Source organism: Xanthomonas sp. CFBP 7698, from assembly GCF_003600855.1.
GTDB lineage: Bacteria > Pseudomonadota > Gammaproteobacteria > Xanthomonadales > Xanthomonadaceae > Xanthomonas > Xanthomonas cannabis.
The window spans coordinates 75,033-93,188 of the sequence record NZ_PRDN01000005.1 but is presented as its reverse complement, the minus strand read 5'-3'; the positions used below and the strand labels follow the sequence as shown (position 1 = coordinate 93,188).

The 18,156-nt window shown below is 66.4% G+C and carries 12 protein-coding genes and 1 pseudogene; 3 read left to right on the top strand and 10 right to left on the bottom strand.

What is annotated here, in order from left to right; all coding sequences use genetic code 11:
* Positions 1 to 475 precede the first annotated feature (475 nt).
* The gene (gene polA, locus XnspCFBP7698_RS17470; RefSeq protein WP_104581476.1) at positions 476 to 3,256 is read right to left on the bottom strand and encodes a DNA polymerase I; all 2,781 of its coding nucleotides are present in this window, start codon (positions 3,254 to 3,256) and stop codon (positions 476 to 478) included.
* A gap of 77 nt (positions 3,257 to 3,333) precedes the next feature.
* Between polA and XnspCFBP7698_RS17465 the strand changes: the two genes are divergently transcribed.
* Positions 3,334 to 3,624 carry a DUF2782 domain-containing protein gene (locus XnspCFBP7698_RS17465; protein ID WP_104581477.1) on the top strand — a complete coding sequence of 97 codons (291 nt, stop codon included), beginning with the start codon at positions 3,334 to 3,336 and terminating at the stop codon, positions 3,622 to 3,624.
* Positions 3,625 to 4,062: 438 nt separating this feature from the next.
* Here the strand turns inward: XnspCFBP7698_RS17465 and XnspCFBP7698_RS17460 are convergent, their stop codons facing one another.
* The 4 genes from XnspCFBP7698_RS17460 to XnspCFBP7698_RS17445 all read right to left on the bottom strand — a co-directional run bounded on the left by XnspCFBP7698_RS17460 (position 4,063) and on the right by XnspCFBP7698_RS17445 (position 9,575).
* Entirely contained in the window at positions 4,063 to 6,564 is a 2,502-nt protein-coding gene (locus tag XnspCFBP7698_RS17460; protein WP_104581478.1) for a serine/threonine-protein kinase, read from the bottom strand.
* On the bottom strand, positions 6,543 to 7,082 hold the full coding sequence (gene ecfK / locus XnspCFBP7698_RS17455) for an ECF-type sigma factor EcfK (RefSeq protein WP_047697913.1): 540 nt from the start codon (positions 7,080 to 7,082) through the stop codon (positions 6,543 to 6,545). The genes XnspCFBP7698_RS17460 and ecfK overlap by 22 nt, the downstream gene beginning before the upstream one ends.
* 813 nt (positions 7,083 to 7,895) lie before the next feature.
* Entirely contained in the window at positions 7,896 to 8,321 is a 426-nt protein-coding gene (locus XnspCFBP7698_RS17450) for a hypothetical protein (protein WP_052077110.1), read from the bottom strand.
* Positions 8,322 to 8,561: 240 nt separating this feature from the next.
* The gene (locus XnspCFBP7698_RS17445) at positions 8,562 to 9,575 is read right to left on the bottom strand and encodes a patatin-like phospholipase family protein (protein ID WP_104581479.1); all 1,014 of its coding nucleotides are present in this window, start codon (positions 9,573 to 9,575) and stop codon (positions 8,562 to 8,564) included.
* A gap of 215 nt (positions 9,576 to 9,790) precedes the next feature.
* Here XnspCFBP7698_RS17445 and XnspCFBP7698_RS21440 point away from each other — a divergent pair, with 215 nt between their 5' ends.
* Positions 9,791 to 10,060, top strand: a complete 270-nt coding sequence (locus XnspCFBP7698_RS21440) for a hypothetical protein (protein ID WP_146093273.1) — start codon at positions 9,791 to 9,793, stop codon at positions 10,058 to 10,060.
* 34 nt (positions 10,061 to 10,094) lie between these two features.
* Positions 10,095 to 10,753, top strand: a pseudogene (gene tagK, locus XnspCFBP7698_RS17440) (transcriptional regulator TagK).
* A 195-nt stretch (positions 10,754 to 10,948) separates the two neighbouring features.
* On the opposite strand, the gene XnspCFBP7698_RS17435 reads toward tagK, so the two are convergent.
* From XnspCFBP7698_RS17435 to cls, 5 genes are all read right to left on the bottom strand, one after another.
* Complete coding sequence (locus XnspCFBP7698_RS17435) at positions 10,949 to 11,395, bottom strand: universal stress protein (RefSeq protein WP_039405036.1); 447 nt, start codon at positions 11,393 to 11,395, stop codon at positions 10,949 to 10,951.
* Between the two features lie 301 nt (positions 11,396 to 11,696).
* On the bottom strand, positions 11,697 to 12,278 hold the full coding sequence (locus tag XnspCFBP7698_RS17430; RefSeq protein ID WP_104581480.1) for a sugar O-acetyltransferase: 582 nt from the start codon (positions 12,276 to 12,278) through the stop codon (positions 11,697 to 11,699).
* Positions 12,279 to 12,807: 529 nt separating this feature from the next.
* The gene (gene uvrD, locus XnspCFBP7698_RS17425) at positions 12,808 to 14,994 is read right to left on the bottom strand and encodes a DNA helicase II (RefSeq protein WP_047697909.1); all 2,187 of its coding nucleotides are present in this window, start codon (positions 14,992 to 14,994) and stop codon (positions 12,808 to 12,810) included.
* Positions 14,995 to 15,074: 80 nt separating this feature from the next.
* On the bottom strand, positions 15,075 to 16,511 hold the full coding sequence (locus XnspCFBP7698_RS17420) for an FAD/NAD(P)-binding protein (RefSeq protein ID WP_104581481.1): 1,437 nt from the start codon (positions 16,509 to 16,511) through the stop codon (positions 15,075 to 15,077).
* A gap of 226 nt (positions 16,512 to 16,737) precedes the next feature.
* Positions 16,738 to 18,156 (bottom strand): cardiolipin synthase, encoded by a 1,419-nt coding sequence (cls, locus tag XnspCFBP7698_RS17415; protein ID WP_047697907.1) that lies wholly within the window; start codon positions 18,154 to 18,156, stop codon positions 16,738 to 16,740.

Genomic DNA, 18,156 nt, shown 5'->3' with positions numbered 1-18,156 from the left:
GCGCCACTCAGTGGCGTATTCAGAATCCTCGCTTCATGCAAACCTGAATTGGCAGAATGAAACACTGTGTTGATTAATCGAGTTAATCGCGCCTATTTATATTTGTAATTGATCGCACCTCGGCGCCGAAAGCCATTTCGTGTGTTGCGATGCGCCATGCGCTGGAAAGCTGTTGAGCAGCGGACATAAAAAAGCCCCGCAGACCAGGGGGAGGTCGGCGGGGCCAGGGAACGGAAACTTGGGGAGGAGTTTCCGCTCCGAGATCTGCTCCAGGGGATGGGAGAGATCTGCCGACAGGCGTTGCGCCCGTCGAGGGATATAACACCATTTTCTACATTGATGGATCGTGAAGATAACTGTTAAAAAAATGTAGAATTTAGCGGTTATTCATTCCCTCAAACTTGCTGAATTCGCATTATGTTTGACCGGCTTATGTCTGGTCTGTGCGTTCAGCATATCAGCGTCTTATGGCGCGTCAGTGCGCCTCGTCCCAGTTATCGCCAACACCCGAATCCACCACCAGCGGCACGCGTAGTTCGGCCGCTGCGGCCATGCGCGTGGTGACTTCGCGCAGCAGCGTGTCGACGAAATCGGCATCTGCTTCGAAGACCAGTTCGTCGTGCACCTGCAGGATCATCAGCGCGCGCTGCGCGTGGTCGGCGATCCAGCCGTCCACGCTGACCATGGCGCGCTTGATGATGTCTGCGGCGGTGCCCTGCATCGGCGCGTTGATGGCGGCGCGCTCGGCGCCGGCGCGCTGGCCCTGGCTGCCGGCGTTGATGAAGTCCAGATACAGCCGGCGGCCGAACACGGTTTCCACGTAGCCCTTGTCGCGCGCCTGCTGGCGGGTGGTTTCCATGAAGTCGCGCACGCCCGGGTAGCGGCTGAAGTACAGCGCGATGTAGTCCTGCGCCTCGCCGCGCCCGATGCCGAGCTGGCGGGCCAGGCCGAACGCGCTCATGCCGTACATCAGGCCGAAGTTGATCGCCTTGGCGGCGCGGCGCTCGTCCCCGCTGACGGTGTCGATGGTGCGGCCGAACACCTCGGCGGCGGTGGCGCGGTGCACGTCGGCACCGGACTCGAACGCGCCCACCAGGCCGGGGTCGCCGGACAGGTGCGCCATGATGCGCAGCTCGATCTGCGAGTAGTCGCAGGCGATCAGCTTGCGCCCGGCCGGCGCGACGAAGGCGCGGCGGATGCGGCGGCCGTCCTCGGTGCGGATCGGGATGTTCTGCAGGTTGGGGTCGGACGACGACAGCCGCCCGGTAGCGGCACCGGCCTGGTGGTAGCTGGTGTGCACACGCCCGGACTGCGGGTGGATCATCTCCGGCAGCTTGTCGGTGTAGGTGCTGCGCAGCTTGGTCAGCCCGCGGTATTCCAGGATCACCCGCGGCAGCTCGTGCTGGTCGGCGATGGCTTCCAGCGCTTCTTCATTCGTCGAGGGCTGGCCCTTGGGCGTCTTGACCACCGCGGGAAGCTTGAGCTCGTCGAACAGCAGCGCCTGCAGTTGCTTGGGCGAATCCAGGTTGAAGGTGCGCCCGGCCAGTTCGGTGGCTTTCTGCTGGGCGGCGAGCATGCGCTTGGACAGGTCCGCGCTCTGGCGACGCAGCTCGGCCGCGTCCACGCATACGCCGTTGGCTTCGATGCGTGCCAGCACGCCTACCAGCGGCATCTCGATCTCGCGATAGACGCGCTCGAGGCTGGGCTCGGCGGCCAGGCGCTTGCCCAGCACCTGGTGCAGGCGCAGGGTGATGTCGGCGTCTTCGGCGGCGTAGCGGGTGGCATCTTCCAGGCTGACATGGGCGAAGGGAATCTGCTTGGCACCCTTGCCGCAAACGTCTTCGTACTTGACGGTGTCGTAGCCCAGGTAGCGCTTGGCCAGGCTGTCCATGTCATGGCGGGCGCTGCCGGAATTGAGCACGAAGCTTTCCAGCAGGGTGTCGTCGGCATAGCCGGCCAGGTAGACACCGTGGCGGCGCATCACGTGCAGGTCGTACTTGCCGTGCTGGCCGAGCTTGCGCACGGCAGGGTCGGTCAGCAGCGGTGCCAGTTGGGCCAGGGCCTGGGCCCGGTCGAGCTGGGCCGGGGCACCGGGGAAGTTGTGGCGCAACGGCAGATAGGCCGCCTGGCCGGGCTCGGCGGCCACACTCAGCCCGATCAGGTCGGCCTGCAGCGGGTCCAGGCTGTCGGTTTCGGTATCGAAGGCGAACTGCCCGGCCGTGCGCAGGCGCGCGACCCAGCTGTCGAGCTGTTCCTGGGTGAGGATGGTCTCGTACTGGCCGGGGGCGGACAGCGCCGGGTCCAGGTCCACCGGCGCACTGGCCGGGCCGGACACGAACCCGGTGCCGCGGGCGCGGCCGGGCTCGGTGCGGGCCACCGCCATCGCTTCGGTCTGCGCCCCGGCTGCGGCCGCGCCGCCCAGTTCGCGTAAGGCCTGGCTGAAACCGTAGCGGGCGTACAGCACGGCCAAGGCGTCGGCATTGGGCTCACGCAGGTCCAGCGCACGCGGGCCGCTGGCCAGCACCACATCGGTCTTGATGGTGACCAGCTCACGGTTGAGCGGTAGCCGCGGCAGTGCGGCGCGCAGGTTGTCACCGATCTTGCCCTTGATCTTGTCGGCGTTGGCGATGACGCCATCGAGCGAGTCGTATTCCGCCAGCCATTTGGCAGCCGTCTTGGGGCCGCACTTGTCCACGCCCGGCACGTTGTCGATGGCATCGCCCATCAACGCGAGCAGATCGACGATCTGGTCGGGCCGCACGCCGAACTTGGCGATCACCGCCTCGTCCGAATCCATGCGGCTGCCGCTCATGGTATTGACCAGTTCGATGCCCGGGCGCACCAGCTGGGCAAAGTCCTTGTCGCTGGTGGAGATGGTGACGCTCAAGCCGTCGGCCGCGCCCTGCAGCGCCAGCGTACCGATCACATCGTCCGCTTCCACGCCGTCGATGCGCAGGATGTCGATGCCCAGCGCATGCACGATGTCGCACATCGGCTGCACCTGCGCGCGCAGGTCGTCGGGCATCGATGGGCGGTTGGCCTTGTAGTCGGCATACAAGTCATCACGAAATGTCTTGCCCGGCGCATCCACCACGAACGCGACGTAGGCCGGGCGCTCCTTCAAGGTGGCGCGCAGCATGTTGACCACGCCGAACAAGGCGCCAGTGGGCTCGCCCTGGGCATTGGTCAGCGGCGGAAGCGCGTGGAACGCGCGGTACAGGTAACTGGACCCGTCGATCAGGACTAATCTGCTCATGGCCCAATTCTACGCTGCACGCCCACGCCACACCGTGCCAGCGCATACTGGCCGGCGACCTAGAACGGATGACAACGATGAAGAGAGCACGTCTTTTGCTGCTGCCGTTGCTGCTGCTTGGCGGCTGCGCCACCACCTCCGGCGGCGCTGGCGGTGACAGGATCCCGGCCGGTGCCGATGTCACCAGCAAGACCATGGGCAATGGCGACAAGGTGGACGAATACCGCGTCAACGGCCAGCTGGAAATGGTGCGCGTGACCCCGGCGCGCGGCGCGCCCTACTTCCTGTACGACCGCGACCATGACGGGCATACCGACGCGGAGAAGGACAAGGTCAACAAGGTGTATTGGCAGCTGTATAGCTGGTGATTCGGGAGTCGGGATCGGGATTGATGGAACCGGGCTCATAGTTGGTGTCGGTGCCGGCTGTCGGTGGGGTGTTGCAGGTCGCTGAGCGCGGCATGGCAGGCGGATGCGCCGGGGTATGGGCAGTCACGCCAGCTGGCGGCGTCGACCTTGGACGTGTTGGATGTGGAGCAGTGATGGCCAAGCGGCCGCGCAGCGGTTGGCGGGCAGATTGCAGTTGGATGAAGGCCAGCGCCCGCAATGTCCATGCCGATGCCGGTGGGCTGTGACCGGTTGGCAGGCCGGGCCGAGGTGCCACCGGTCGCAGTGAGGTGAGCCGGGAGTCGACAGCCGGACACCCTGCCTTGCAGCAGGGAAGCAGCCGGGTGTTGCACACGGCCATCGTCTACAGCGTCTTTATCGGCTACCCATCCTTGGTGGCTCAGCGCTGCACCGTTGCGTTCAGGGCTGGAGCGGGGGTGGGGGCGATTGCGGTTGAACCGGCGTGGCCGAGGCCACGGCGATGGGCGGGCGTTGCTCGAAGCCCGCACGATCAAGCCCGGTGCTGATCTGCACCGCCTGCTGCGCGTGGTCGCGCGCGGCGGCGGCCTGCCCCAGCGTGCGCTCGGCTTCGGACATGCCGCGCAGAATTTCTGCCGTTTGCGGATGTACGCGGCCCAGCACCCGCAGCGAAGCCGCCAGCGTGGCGCGCTGTTCGGCCAGCGATTGCGCTGCCTGCCCGGCGTCCAGCAACCAGAACGCATGGTTGCTGCGGAAGGCGATCGTCTCGGGCGCGTCGTCGCCGAGCACCGCGCGCGCGCGGTCCAGCACCGCCCGGTAATGCACGCCGGCCTCGGCCACCTTGCCCTGCTGCCGCAATGCGCCGGCCAGGTTGGCTTCCACCGTCAGCGTGTCGATGGCGTTGTCGCCATGGAGCTTGCGGCTGACCTGCAGCAGCGGCGCCAGCTCGGCCTCTGCACCGGCGTAGTCGCGCTGCATCAGCAGATACATCGACAGACTGTTGCGCATCGACAGCGTGAACGGATGCTCGGGCCCGTCGAGCGCGATGCGCTCGCGCAGCAGGGCGCGCTGCAGGGTGATCGCCGGCGCCAGTTGCCCGACCTCGGCCAGCATGGCGGCGTAGACATTGCCCGCGTTGATGCGCTGCCCCGGGCGCGTGGCAGGGTTGGCCAGCGCCGCCACGTAGGCATGCCGGCTTTCGGTCATGGCCTCGGCAATGCGGCCCTGGTCGCGCAGCGTCCAGGCCAGCCATCCGCGCATGTCGTTGGCCATGGTCTGCTGCTGCGCGTCGCCACGCTGCGCCTGCGCAATGCCCTGGCGCAGCAGCTGCGCGGCGTCCTCGCGCTGACCGGCACCGCGTAGCGCCTGGCCCAGCATGGAGGCCGCCTGCAATGCCGGCATGCTGCCCTCCCCGGTGCTCTGCTGCGCCAGCGTCTGCGCAGTGCGCAGGTGCTCCACCGCCTGCGGGTACTTGGCCAGTGCAATCAAGGTGCGGCCCAAGGTCAGCTCCACATCGGTGCGCGCATCCGGCTGGCTGGCCAGCTCGCGCGCGGCGCGCTGCGAGGCCTGCTCCAGCACGCGCAGCATCAGCGTCTTGTCCAGATCCTGCGCCACGCCGGGGTCCACGCTGGACAACACCGAACTCATGAAATCGCCGGTGACGCGCGCGCGTTGCGCATCGCGCGCGGCCTGCTGCAACGACCACAGCGTGGCGCCGAGGCCGGCGAGCGAGGCAACCGCCACCAGGCCGCCGGCCAGCACGCCGCTGCGATGGCGCCGAATGAACTTGCGCAGCCGCACCCAGCGGCCGGCCTGCAAGGCGCGCGGCGGGTAGCCGTCGAGCCAGCGGTGCAGATCGTCCAGCAGCGCCGACACCGAGGCATAGCGCGCCACCGGTTGCGGCGCCAGGGCACGCAGCACGATCGCATCCAGACCATCGCGCAGCTGCTGCTGTAGCTGCGCGTGGGTGGTCGCGCGTGCTGCGCAGATGCGTGCACGCGCATCGGCCGGCACGGCCGCCACCCGTTGCGAGGGTGGCTGCGGCACGCCGTCGCTGCCGGCTACCGGCGCCAGCCCGCAGCTCAGCTCGTAGAACATCGCGCCCAGCGCATAGATATCGCTGCGCGCATCCACGTCCTGCACACCACGCGCCTGCTCCGGGCTCATGTAGCCGGGCGTGCCGCGGCCATGCGCGGACGTAATGCCGGGGTTGGTCGCATCGATGGCGATGCCGAAGTCGATCACGCCCGGCATCGGCCGGCCGTCGATCTCGCTCACCAGCACGTTGCCGGGCTTGAGGTCGCGATGGATCACGCCCTTCTGGTGCGCGTGCTGCACCGCCTCGCTCACCCGCAGCATCAGCAGCACGCGTGCATGCAGCGACAACCGATGTTCGTCGCACCACCAGGTGATGGGCTCGCCACGCAGGTACTCCATCACCAGATACGGACGGCCCTGCGCATCGGTACCCACGTCGTGGATCTGCGCGATGGCCGGGTGCACCATCTGCGCCAGCACGCGGCATTCGAATTCGAACAAGGCCCGGCCCTGCGCATCCAGCGCGTCGGCGGCCACCAGCTTGATCGCTACCTCGCGCTCGTAGGCACCGTCGGCGCGGTGGCCCAGGTACACCTGGCCCATGCCGCCTGCGCCGAGCAGGCGGTCGATCGCCCATGCGCCGAAGCGCGTGCCCGCCGGTAGTTCCGGCAATGGTGCGTGCAAGGCCGCAGCCGCCTGTTTGAGCGGTGCGCGCACGCGCAAGGTGGCCTGCGATTCCACCGCCAGCATCGCCAGCAACTCGTCGCGCAACACGGGCTCGTCGCCAGCCTGCGCGCGCGCAAAGGCGTCGCGCTCTGCGGCCGGCAACAGGCAGGCCTGGTGAAACAAGGCCTCCAGCCGTTGCCAGGTGGTGCCCGCCACGCTCACAGCTGCGCCGCCAGCCACACCCGCGCAAAGCGCAGATCGCGCTCCAGCGTGGGCACCGACACCTCCAGCTGATCGGCCGCTTCGGCCACGCTGAATCCCACCAGCTCGGTCAACGCGAACGCGCGGGCCTTGCGCTCGTCTACCTGCGCCAACTTGTCGAAGGCATCGGCCACCAGCATCAGCGCTTCCGGCCGCGCCGCGCCATCGGACAGGCTGATGGTCAGCGTCACGGCCTGCCCCAGCCTCTTGGCGCTGGCCTGCTGGCGCGCCAGATCCACCAGCAGGTGCCGCATCTGCAAGGCCGCCACCGCATAGAAATGGGTGCGCGAACGGAACGCCTGCTGGCCTTGTTCCAGCCGCAGCCAGGCTTCATGCACCAGCTCGGTGGCCTGCAAGCCGGCACGCGCATCGCGCCGCAGCTCGCGCAAGGCGGTCGCCCGCAACACCTCATAGACCTGCCGCGCCAAGGCGTCGCCCGCCCCGGGCTCGTCGCGCTGCCAGGCCTGCAACAACTCGGTGATCGGCAGCTCGGGCATCGAAGTCCATCTCGCCTGCGTGGATGCGCAGTATCCCGCATTGGCGAGCGGCCGGGCGCTTCAAGCCCGAACGGTTTGGTTCGCTTGCGCCGTCACTGGCACATAGACGTTGGGAGGCCCGATCCGGCAGTCAGCAAGCCGGCCTTCGCGTCGGTCCTGGCGGATGAAGGCCACGCAGGCTCCGGCGCTCAATCGCCAGCCGCCCCACGCTTGATCTTGGCAATTGCAGGTCTTGCCGGATTTCGGGTTGTGGCACCTGCCCTTGCATAGATTCCCACCAGTTGGGTGGGAATCGCCCTGCCTTCCAGCGGGTGACTGATCCGAGCCAGCAGGTTCGATCCTGGTGACGCATCTTAGGATCCGATTGGCCGAGGCTTGACACTTGCGTACCGCGCCGCACCACAGCGTCTGTTACCCCGCACACGTTCCAGTCCTTCCCTGCTGATTGGAGAAAGTACTGGACGATGACGGATCCAACGGCCCATCTTCTTAAGAGCGTGTGGGCGTTGTCGCCTGCTCAAAACTCACTAAATCAAGGTCACAAGCGAACTCGATTGCGGCCCATCAACGCCTGCAGTAGCAATCTACATTCGCTGATTCGCTGGAAGGTGCAGTGGTGAATGGCACCAGAGCATGCAACACAGGTGATGCGGCGCCTGGATGCATGCGACTTTTCAATGGCTGCCATGGGAGAGGACTTACTGCGTGGATCTAGCCCCCGACCGTATATCCCGGAACCTGCAGGGATTGCGCTGCCTTTGGCACCGGCCGCAATCGATGCGTTGCGACCGACGCCTAGCCGACGCCCGGCAATCAGCTGCCTTTGATGAAGGCAATCGCCGGATCACTCGAGTTGTACCGGACGTAGTGATCGCCGTTGCGAAAGGTGTTGACCTGATAGCTATCGCCAGTCTTGTCGTAGAAGTAGTAGTCGTAGTGCTCGGTGTTGCTGAAATACAGGATGTAGGCCCAGGTCCCGCCGTAGGCTCCGAGACTGTAGCGGGGAATCGCAGCGATCGATTTGACCTCGGCGGTGGTATCGGTCCAGTTGTTGCCGGTCAGCGGCCAAGCGACCGCAATGCCGAAATCCTTCTTCGCTTCTTCTCCTGCAGTATCGGCTTGCGCCGTCTCCTGGCTGCTGCCGCGAAACCCGACCTGGTAGGGAATGCCTTTATCACTGACGGCGTCGGTCCATTCGATACCGGATTCATCATGCGGATGTGGCGATGTGCTGCTCATGGTTTATCTCCTGATGGCAAATCAACAAGTGGTGTCCCGGCTGGAACACAGCTACAACCTGGAACTGATGAGAATGTCGATGCCGATGCGTCCGGCTCCCAGGTCAACGCCTGGACCGGAAACCCCGCACGGCAGGTTGTAAGTGACTGCGGAAAAACGTTCTGAACCGGCGTTGGCCTGAGCACGCAGCGGCGCTCCGCTTGCTCCACTCGGCGCCTGCGCAAGACCCCGTTACCTGCCCTATGTCCAGCGGCTGGCGACCCAGTCACGGGTCTGCTTCCACGCATCTGTCTGCAGGTAAGCCTGGGTCTGGCTGGCCAGATCCGCGACATGCTTCCAGTCATCCAGTGCGTAAGGGCGTTGCAGCTCGACGTTGGCGCGCCTGAAGTTGCCGGCCAGCACCTGTTCGGCCTGGATGCTTGCCAGTTCGGCCGTTGCGTCCATGGTCAGATTCAGCAACGGCATTGCCGGAACCGAGCCGCTGGCCCAGGGGTACAGCCAGGATGTTGCGCCCCAGTCGAGCGGCTTGCTGATGGTAGTCGCCGGAATTCCCTGCGGGCTGCTGCCGGTTCCCAGCGACAGCAGCTGGATTTCGCCGATGTTGGTCACCAGGCCACTGGCGATGGCTTCGGCCACCGCGGTCATGGCGGGATTGTTGGCGAAGACGCCGCCGTCGGCGAAGTACCCATAGTCGTCGCTTGTTCCGGCGATCCGATAAGGCGGAAAGTAGGTCGGCGCGGCAGACGTCGCCAATGCGGCGTCGACCATACTGATCTGCCTATATGCATTGTTCACGCCATTGGAGAACGTTGCGGGCATCCAGTTTCCACTGCCTGCATCCCACAGGCGTGCGGCATTGACGACGACGAGGCGCTTCGCATCTGCAAGCTGCGTTGCGCCCAGCAGCGCACTTGCGATCTGGATCAATCCATCATTCTTGTACTGACTGCTGAAGAAGCCCGGCCCACTTCCCAGCGCGGCATCTACCCCTTGCTGTTGCGCCTGGGCCTGTTGCTCGAGAAGCCAACCGTTGGATTCGAAAATACTTGCTCCCTTGGTCATATACATATCGATAATGTTGCTGATCGGGACGTCTTGCACCAATGCCAGAGCAAGCAGGCCGCCGGTGGACGTGCCGGCAAAGCAAGCGACGTGACTGAGGATATTGCTGTGCTGATCCAGGTCCTGGATCAGCAGCGCCGTGATCAGGCCCCGGATTCCACCGCCATCGCAGCTGATGATATTGAACGACATGTAGGTCTCCTGCGGAGCGCCGTCTTAAAAGGTATGTAGCGAAGACGTCGAAGAAGCGGCCTGACCCTCCGGCTGGCGCGCGATGCCGATGGCTGCCGGGATGAATTCGCAGGTGCTCGGGCGTGGGTGCGAGGGCTGTTTCGTCTACCGTTGCATCACCTTAGAAGCACCGTTTTCCGTCACCCGACAAATCGTCTCGCGACGTTGATCCTGTGATGTCCAGCCGCTTTTGCCGCAAGCGGTTGGCCAGTGGTGAGTTCGGCATCATCTGGCGGACGACGTCTGCTGCAGGACTCGTCCTTTGCTTCGGTGAACCAGCGACCTCGCACAGGAACGTGCTGGCTGTTACCAGCGCCGATCTCGATGCGGTGCACACCTTGCATCAGCGGCGGGCCAACGCGCAGGCCGGCTTCAGCCGGCTCGCCAGCGTCGCGATGCATCGAGGCGAGGCCGCCCGATTCGGGGTCGATGGCACCGATGCGTGACGCAACGCTGGGTTCACGAACGGCGCGTGATGGGTTGGCGATGCTTTTCTCGGTTGATCCAGGGACAGGCCCCGGGGAGTGGGCCGCAGGCAGCACCGCATGAGCATCAGTTACTACAGCGCCTTCGTTCCGCAAGCGCCCGCAGCCACGAAGGCGCACGCGTCACTGATGATCGATCTGCTGGCCTACATCGAGCAGCACATCGGCGAGGCGGAGCTTGGTACCGGGTCGTTGCAACAGGCGTTCGCGCTGTCGCGCGCCTCGTTGTACCGGTTGTTCCAATCGCGTGGCGGGGTGGCCAGCTATATCCGCGAGCAACGCCTGCGTACCGCATATCGCTATCTTCAGGCGTACCCGGAGTGCAGCCTGACCTGGCTGCTGTACGAAATGGGCTTTGCCTCGGAGCGACAGTTCCAGCGTGCGTTCCAGCAACGCTTCGGCATGCCGCCGATGCAGTGGCGCCGCCTGTGCCGCGCCACGCCGCATGCGCCGGCACCGCGCCGCGGCCACTGCATGCCGATGTGGCGCTTCATGCGTGAACTGCGCCAGGACCTGCAACCGCAGCCCGTCAGCGCATTACGCAACCGCATGCCGGGTGCGCATGGCGCACCGCTGATGCACGCCGAGGCGCTGCGCCGCCTGACGCGGCCGGCAACCGGCGCCACACTGCAGCGCGAGCCGTTGGACGCGTGAGCTGCCGCCCGCAGGAATGGGCTTGCGCGCGAGGGGTTTGCTGGGAAGGCCCTCGCGCCCGGGTGCGCTCCTACGGTGGAACGAGAAACTTATGCGTGACAGCTCGGGACATGGCGTTGCACCACGGATGCAGACAACGTCTTGCTGGCAAAGCCGCTGGGCGCGTTGCGTGCAGCAGTGCAGCGCGTCGGTGCCTCAGCGAATCACCAATACCGGAATCGTGCTGTGCGTGAGCACTTCCACGGTCTGGCTGCCGAGCAGCATGCGGCGCATGCCGCGGCGTCCGTGCGACGTCATGATGATCAGGTCGCTTTTGCATTCCTCGGCGGTCTGCACGATGCCTTCGGCGGCGAAGCGATCCAGCACGTGTCGCGAGGTCGCCTTGATGTTGGCAGCCGCTGCCAGTTCCAGTGCCGGGCGCAGGATTTTTTCGGCCGCCGCTTCGCGCTCGGTGCGGTATTCCGGGCTTGCTTCGTAACCCACGCTCCAGCCCATCGCATCGTACATGCCCATCGCCCACGGCTCGGACACGGTGACGATGTCGACCTTGGCGCCGGTGGCCTTGGCCAGTTCCAACCCTTGAAACAAGCCACGGTGGGACAGCTCGGATGCATCGATGGCGATGAGAATACGTTTGTACATGGTGACCTCCTGCAAGGGTGGCAGTGCTGCCGATGGGCGTGAACGCACGGTGGCATGTGCGGGTGGAACGGGCCTTGATGCGGATCAGTGCGGCGATGCTGCTGGCTGTGCTGGGGACGCGTTGATGCTGCCGATAGTGTTGCTTCGATTGCGTTGCCGTGCGGGTGGCTGGATGCTTGTGAGCTTGCAGTTGCAATACCGCTGTTGCCGCCAGCGCTTTGCCCCGGCTGTTCCTGTCTCCATGGTGCGCGCGGCGCCTGTGTGATCGACGACGAAGACCACCACTTGGCACGCGCTGCGCTCAATCGGTGGCAACCGCATCCGGGTCCGGGCGCACCTCGCGCAGGCGTCCCGGATTGCCGACCGCGGTCGCCCCTGCCGGTACATCGCGCGTGACCACCGCACCGGCGCCGATCAACGCATCGTCGCCGATGGTCACGCCGGGCAGGATGATCGCCCCGCCCCCGATCCACACATTGCGCCCGATGCGGATCGGCCGCCCGAACTCCAGGCCGCTGGCACGCCCGGCGGCATCGCGCGGGTGATCGGCGGCGTAGATCTGCACGCCTGGGCCGATCTGCGTGCCGTCGCCGATGTGCACCTCGCAGATATCCAGGATCACGCAGTTGAAGTTGAGGAACACCCCGGCGCCCAGGCGGATGTTGTAGCCGTAATCGCAATGAAACGGCGCACGAATCACGGCGCCGTCGCCTACGTCGGCAAGGCGCTCGCGCAGCAGTGCGTGGCGCTGTGCTGCCGTCTGCACTGCGGCCGCGTTGTAGCGCTGCATCCACGCGGCCGCGGCCGCTTGATCGGCCTGCAGCTGCGCATCGGTGGCGCTGTACAGTTCGCCTGCCAGCATCTTCTGTTTTTCGGTCCGCATGGTTTGGCGTCCCACGGTAGTGATGTCGGCCTGCAGGGTGGCACGGACGCCGCGGCGAATGCATCGAGCGATGCACCAATGGTTGCCAGCTCCACCAACGGCGACTGTCCGGGTTTTGCTGTCGCGTCGTAACGACATCACTGATGCGCAGGGACGTGCTGAGCGTTCTGTCTCCGCCATTACGGGCGACGGATGCGGGAAGCCCTGGCCCGGCTGATCGGCTGCCCCCATCCGCCCTTCGGGCACCTTCCCCCGCCTGCGGGGGGAAGGGAGCGATGCGGGGTGTTTGCCAGTATTGATGTCTCGGCGTGCACGGGAGCCCGCACGCGCGTGCAGGCTATCCCTCTCCCGCCTGCGGGAGAGGGGACGAGATGGGGGCACGACGAAGGTGGCAGATGGCAGCGGCCGGCTGGCAGCGCATCAACAACGGCGCCGTTACCCGCTGCCGGTGCGAGGACCGCTACGGCGTGTTCCAGCGCAACCGGCGGCCATCCTCAAGGACGGCGCAGCGCCGATGGACGTCACCCGATTACACCACCGTCAAATTGGCGTACGCCATCACCAGCCACTTGGCGCCGACTTCGTCGAACTGCACCTGCACGCGGGCGTGCGCACCGGCCCCTTCGTAATCGATGACCACACCGCCGCCGAACTTGGGGTGCTCGACGTTGGCGCCGAGCTTGATCGGCGCCGTCTCCACGATGCCGTGCACCGGACCGCCCCGCGCCGCGCCCAGCGAGGCGGTGCGCGAGACCTGCACCTTTGGGCGCACTTCGTTCAACAGATCGCGTGGAATCTCGCGCAGGAAGCGCGAAGGCACGTTGTAGTTGTCCTGGCCGTGGATGCGGCGCGATTCGGCGTAGCACAGCACCAGCTTCTGCCGCGCGCGGGTGATGCCCACGTAGGCCAGGCGGCGCTCTTCTTCCAGCCGGCCGGTCTCTTCGAGCGAGCGCGCGCTTGGAAACAGGCCATCTTCCAGCCCGACCAGGAAGACGATCGGAAATTCCAGGCCCTTGGCCGAATGCAGCGTCATCAGCTGCACGCCTTCTTCGCCGGCCTGCGCCTGGCCTTCGCCGGCCTCCAGCGAGGCATAGGCCAGGAACGCGACCAGTTCGGTCATGCCCTGGCTGTCTTCGTCGTCGGGGCGGGTGAAGCGCGAAGCCACCGAGACCAGTTCGTCCAGGTTCTCGGTGCGCGACTCCGAATCCAGCCCGCCGCGACTTTCCTTGGCCCAGTGCTCGCGCAGGCCCGAGCGCATCAGCACGTGGTCGATGCGTTCGGCCAATTCCATCTGCCCGGTTTCGGCATGCAGCTGGCCGACCAGGCTCAGGAACGTGGCCAAGGCATTGCGCGCACGCGCGGCCAGGCTGTTTTCCTGCGTGGCCAGCATTGCCGCTTCCCACAACGACAAGGCATTGGCGCGCGCCAGCCGGCGCACTTCATCCAGCGTGCGGTCGCCAATGCCGCGCGTGGGCGTATTGACTGCGCGCTCGAATGCGGCGTCGTCGCTGCGATTGGTGAGCAGGCGCAGGTAAGCCAGCGCGTCCTTGATTTCCGCACGCTCGAAGAAGCGCATGCCGCCATACACGCGGTAGGGCAGCTGTTCGGAAATCAGCGCCTCTTCCAGCGCGCGCGATTGCGCGTTGCTGCGGTAGAGCACCGCCACTTCGCCGTAGCTGCCGCCATCGCGCACCCACTGCCGGGCGCGCTCGACCACATAGCGCGCTTCGTCCACTTCGTTGTAGGCCGCATACAGATCGATCGGGTCGCCATCGCCCGAGTCGGTCCACAGCTGCTTGCCGATACGGTCGGGGTTGTGCGCGATCACTGCATTGGCCGCACCCAGGATATTGGCGCTGGAGCGGTAGTTCTGCTCCAGGCGCACGGTCTGCGCGCCGGGAAAATCCTTCAGGAACCGCTGCACGTTTTCGACCTTGGCACCGCGCCAGCCATAGATGGCCTGGTCGTCGTCGCCGACCACGAACACGTTGCCGGACTCGCCGGCCAGCACCCGCACGAAGGCGTACTGGATGGCGTTGGTGTCCTGGAATTCGTCGACCAGGATCTCGCGAAAGCGCGCGCGGTAATGCGCCAGCAGGGCCGGCGTGTCGCGCAGCAACTCATGCGCGCGCAGCAGCAACTCGGCAAAATCCAGCAGGCCGGAGCGGTCGCAACGTTCCTGGTAGGCCGCATACACCTGCCGGCGCACCTCGGTCCAATCGTCGTTGGGCTCGGGCTGGATATGCTGCGGACGGCGTCCCTCGTCCTTCTGCTCGTTGATCCACCAGCTCAGTTGCTTGGGCGGATATTTGCCTTCGTCCAGTTCCAGCGACTGCACCACGCGCTTGACCAGCCGCAGCTGGTCGTCGCTGTCCATGACCTGGAACCCTTCCGGCAGGCGCGCGTCCTGCCAGTGCAGGCGCAGCAGGCGATGCGCCAGCCCGTGGAAGGTGCCGATCCACATCCCGCGGCTGCCATTGCGCAGCTGCAGGTCGGTGCGGTGACGCATTTCGCCGGCGGCCTTGTTGGTGAAGGTCACCGCGAAGATGCCGTGATTCGGCACGCCCTGGACTTCGTTGAGCCAGGCGATGCGATGGATCAGCACGCGCGTCTTGCCGGAGCCGGCGCCGGCCAGCACGAGGTAATGCCCCGGCGGCGCGGAAACGGCCTCGCGCTGGGCGGGGTTTAAATGATCGAGCAAATGAGAGACATCCACCGCGGTATTTTACCGGTTGTGGCGTCGCTGCGGCTGAGATTGCGATGAAGGGTTGGGATTGCGAGGCTTCGTCCGTACCCTCATCCGCCCCTGCGGGGCACCTTCTCCCGAGGGGAGAAGGGAACAACGCCCAGCATTACCAACACATCCCGCGCAATCGCCGCTGCCTGCTCGCGCAACTCCGGCACCGCCAGGCTCTCCCACAGCGAGCCGATGCGCAGGCTGCCGATCACCCGCAGCCGTGGGTTGGCCTGCCTGTCGGCGTCGATCAGGCTGCCATCGGCGGCGGTATCCACGCCGATCCCGTGCGGGCCGGCCACGGCAATGCCCTGCCCCAGCAATTGCTGCAGCAAGGGGTTGCGCATGGCCTGCACGCGCATTTCCACACCGGTGGCATTGACCAGCGCCTGCACATCCAGCTGCAATGCGTGCCCGGCACTGGCGGCGCCGGCACTCACGCGCACGCAGGCACCCACTTCGAAGGCCACATCCAGTCGCGCGCGATGCAGCTGCAATTGCCCGCGCGCGCGCATGGCCTGCAGCTGCGCATGCACCGGCGCGGCGATGCGGTGACGATGCACGTCCCAGTAGCGCACCACATGGCGCAGGAAACGGCGTTGATCGGCCACCGACAGCGTCTGCCACAAGGCCTGGCTCAACGGACGAATCCGCTCCATCACGCTCTGCCACGGCCGCCCCTGCGCCAGTGCGTCACGCGCATGCTGCCGCAGCCGGCGCAGCCGCGCGCGCAACGGCAGTGCCAGCAGCGGCTGCGGGTCGAAGTCGGCCGCCGCGCCATGCGCCTGCGGCAGCGGCAACAGGCCATGCCGCGACACCACGTGCACTGCGCCGCGATGCGCCTGTGCGGCCAGCGTCACCACCGTGTCGGCCATGCTCAGCCCGGAGCCGACGATGCACACGGCCGCATCCTGCGGCAGCGCGGCCACCGCCCCGGTGTCCCAGGCTTCCACCCGCTGCGCCGCCGACAGGCCGGTAGCGCCACGCAGCGGCAAGGGACGCAGCGCATTGCCCACTGCCAGCACCACCGCAGCGGCCAGTACCGTGTGCCCGTCGTCCAGCTGCAACAGCGCACCGGTGGCGCTGGGTTGAAGGGTCTGCACGCGTGCGGCGTGCACGCGCAGGGTGGCAGGGCTGCCGGCACGCGCTGCCTGCAGGCGGTCGCGTAGATACGGTGCGTAATGCCTGCGCCCGACAAATTGCTGCGGCAGCTGCGCAGCGTCCAGCGCCGCGCAACATCCCTGCGCGCGCAGGTAGTCGACGAAATCCTGCGGCACGTCGGCCAGCGCACTCATGCGGCCGGCCGGTACGTTCAACAGGTGTTCGGGGCGCGTGGTGGAATACGCCACGCCTTCGCCCAGCACCGCATGCGGCTCGATCAACACGATCTGCATCGGTGTGGTCGCCTGCTGCAGCAGCTGCACTGCCACCAGCACACCGGATGCGCCACCACCGACGATGGCGATCACCGCATCGCCGGGATTGTGCAGTTCAGTCATCTGGCAATTGTAGGCGATGCCTGCGTCGCGCCGATGACCGCTGCGCGACCCGGCCCGACCTACGCCCGGCCGCAGCAGCCACGCCTGCTGCCTGACACATCCGCCGGGCACGCGCGTGGCCACGCTCCAGACCCGGTACGCGCCGCTACTGCCCGCAGATGCAGGAAGACCACGACCCGCCGCCGATCGCCCCTGTCGCGCACAGCCCGCAGCGCCCGTGCCCGCCTCACATCAACGCATCGGCCAGCCGCGCAATGCCTTCGCGGCTGCGGCGCCAGGCCGGGCGACGGCGCCACTGCTCCAGCTCCAGCTGGCGCGCGTGGGCCAGATAGTCCTGTTCGATCTCGCGCAGCCGCTGCACCACGGTGCGGTCGTAGCAGAGCATGCCGATCTCGGCGTTGAGCGCAAACGAGCGGATGTCCAGGTTGATCGAACCGACCAGCGCGATGTCGTCGTCCATGCTCAGGTGCTTGGCATGCAGAAAGTGCGGGCGATACAGCGCAATCTTCACCCCGCAACGCAGCAGCTCGTCGAAGTAGGCTTCCTGCGCCCAGGCCGCCAGACGCTGGTTGTTGCTCTGCGACAGGATCAGTTGCACGTCCACGCCCGATACCGCGGCGATGCGCAAGGCGCTCAGCAAGGCTTCGTCCGGCACGAAATACGGCGTCACCAGCACCACCTTGCGCCGCGCCAGGTGGATCACCGCGTTGATGGCATCGCGCGCGTTCTCGAACGGATACGCCGGCCCGCTGGGCAGCAGCTGGGTGGCGATGTTGGCCTGGCACACCGGCGCATCCGGCCACACGTCCAGGCGCTGCCCGGTTTCGGTGAACCAGTCGCTGGCGAAGACCGCTTCCAGATGGTTGACCACCGGCCCGCGCACGCGCGCCACCAGTTCGCGATTGGGCACGCCGTGGACGAAGCCGGCATCGGCCAGATTCTGCGAGCCCACAAAACCCACCTGATTGTCGATCACCGCGATCTTGCGGTGGTTGCGCAGATCCATGCGCCCGCTGCGGCGCCAGCGCAGTCCACCGGGCAGCACCGCCAGCACCTCGATGCCACCGGCCAGCAGACGCTTGCGATAGCGGCGCAGGCCACGCTTGGCGCCCACCGCATCGAGCAGCACGCGACAGCGCACGCCACGCGCACTGGCGCGCTCCAGCGCGGCCACCACCGCCTCGCCAACGGCATCGTCGAACATCAGGTAATACAGCAGATGCACGCGCTTTTCTGCTGCATCGATCGCGTCGATCAGCGCCTGCAGCGACTGCGCGTAGTCGTCCAGCAACTCCACCGCGTTGCCCAGGGTCGGCATGAAATCGCCCTGGCGTTCGATCAGCGGCACCACCTCGGCACTGCTGGTGTCCGCCTGCGGTGTCCAGCGCAATGCGTGCAAGGGCAGTTGCTGTTCGCGGATCACCTGCGAGGCGGTGGCCTGCCGTTCCACGCGCAGGCGCGACAGCCACGGGTGGCCGAACAGCAGGTACAGCGGCAGGCCGACCACCGGCACGAAGCCGATCAACAGCAACCAGCTGCGCGCCGCGCCCGGCGTGGTGCGGGCGGGAATCCACAGCAGGGCGGCCAGCCGGATCACCCAGTCCAGCGCCAGCAGCCAGGTCCCTTGCAACCAGTCGGGCAGCAT

What these genes read in the sequence shown, in the direction of transcription:
- XnspCFBP7698_RS17435 (WP_039405036.1), bottom strand. Translation starts at nt 11,395, where the DNA reads ATGTACAAACGTATTCTCATCGCCATCGATGCATCCGAGCTGTCCCAC.
- cls (WP_047697907.1), bottom strand. Translation starts at nt 18,156, where the DNA reads ATGCTGCCCGACTGGTTGCAAGGGACCTGGCTGCTGGCGCTGGACTGG.
- polA (WP_104581476.1), bottom strand. Translation starts at nt 3,256, where the DNA reads ATGAGCAGATTAGTCCTGATCGACGGGTCCAGTTACCTGTACCGCGCG.
- ecfK (WP_047697913.1), bottom strand. Translation starts at nt 7,082, where the DNA reads ATGCCCGAGCTGCCGATCACCGAGTTGTTGCAGGCCTGGCAGCGCGAC.
- XnspCFBP7698_RS17420 (WP_104581481.1), bottom strand. Translation starts at nt 16,511, where the DNA reads ATGACTGAACTGCACAATCCCGGCGATGCGGTGATCGCCATCGTCGGT.
- XnspCFBP7698_RS17450 (WP_052077110.1), bottom strand. Translation starts at nt 8,321, where the DNA reads ATGAGCAGCACATCGCCACATCCGCATGATGAATCCGGTATCGAATGG.
- XnspCFBP7698_RS17465 (WP_104581477.1), top strand. Translation starts at nt 3,334, where the DNA reads ATGAAGAGAGCACGTCTTTTGCTGCTGCCGTTGCTGCTGCTTGGCGGC.
- XnspCFBP7698_RS17430 (WP_104581480.1), bottom strand. Translation starts at nt 12,278, where the DNA reads ATGCGGACCGAAAAACAGAAGATGCTGGCAGGCGAACTGTACAGCGCC.
- XnspCFBP7698_RS17445 (WP_104581479.1), bottom strand. Translation starts at nt 9,575, where the DNA reads ATGTCGTTCAATATCATCAGCTGCGATGGCGGTGGAATCCGGGGCCTG.
- XnspCFBP7698_RS21440 (WP_146093273.1), top strand. Translation starts at nt 9,791, where the DNA reads ATGTCCAGCCGCTTTTGCCGCAAGCGGTTGGCCAGTGGTGAGTTCGGC.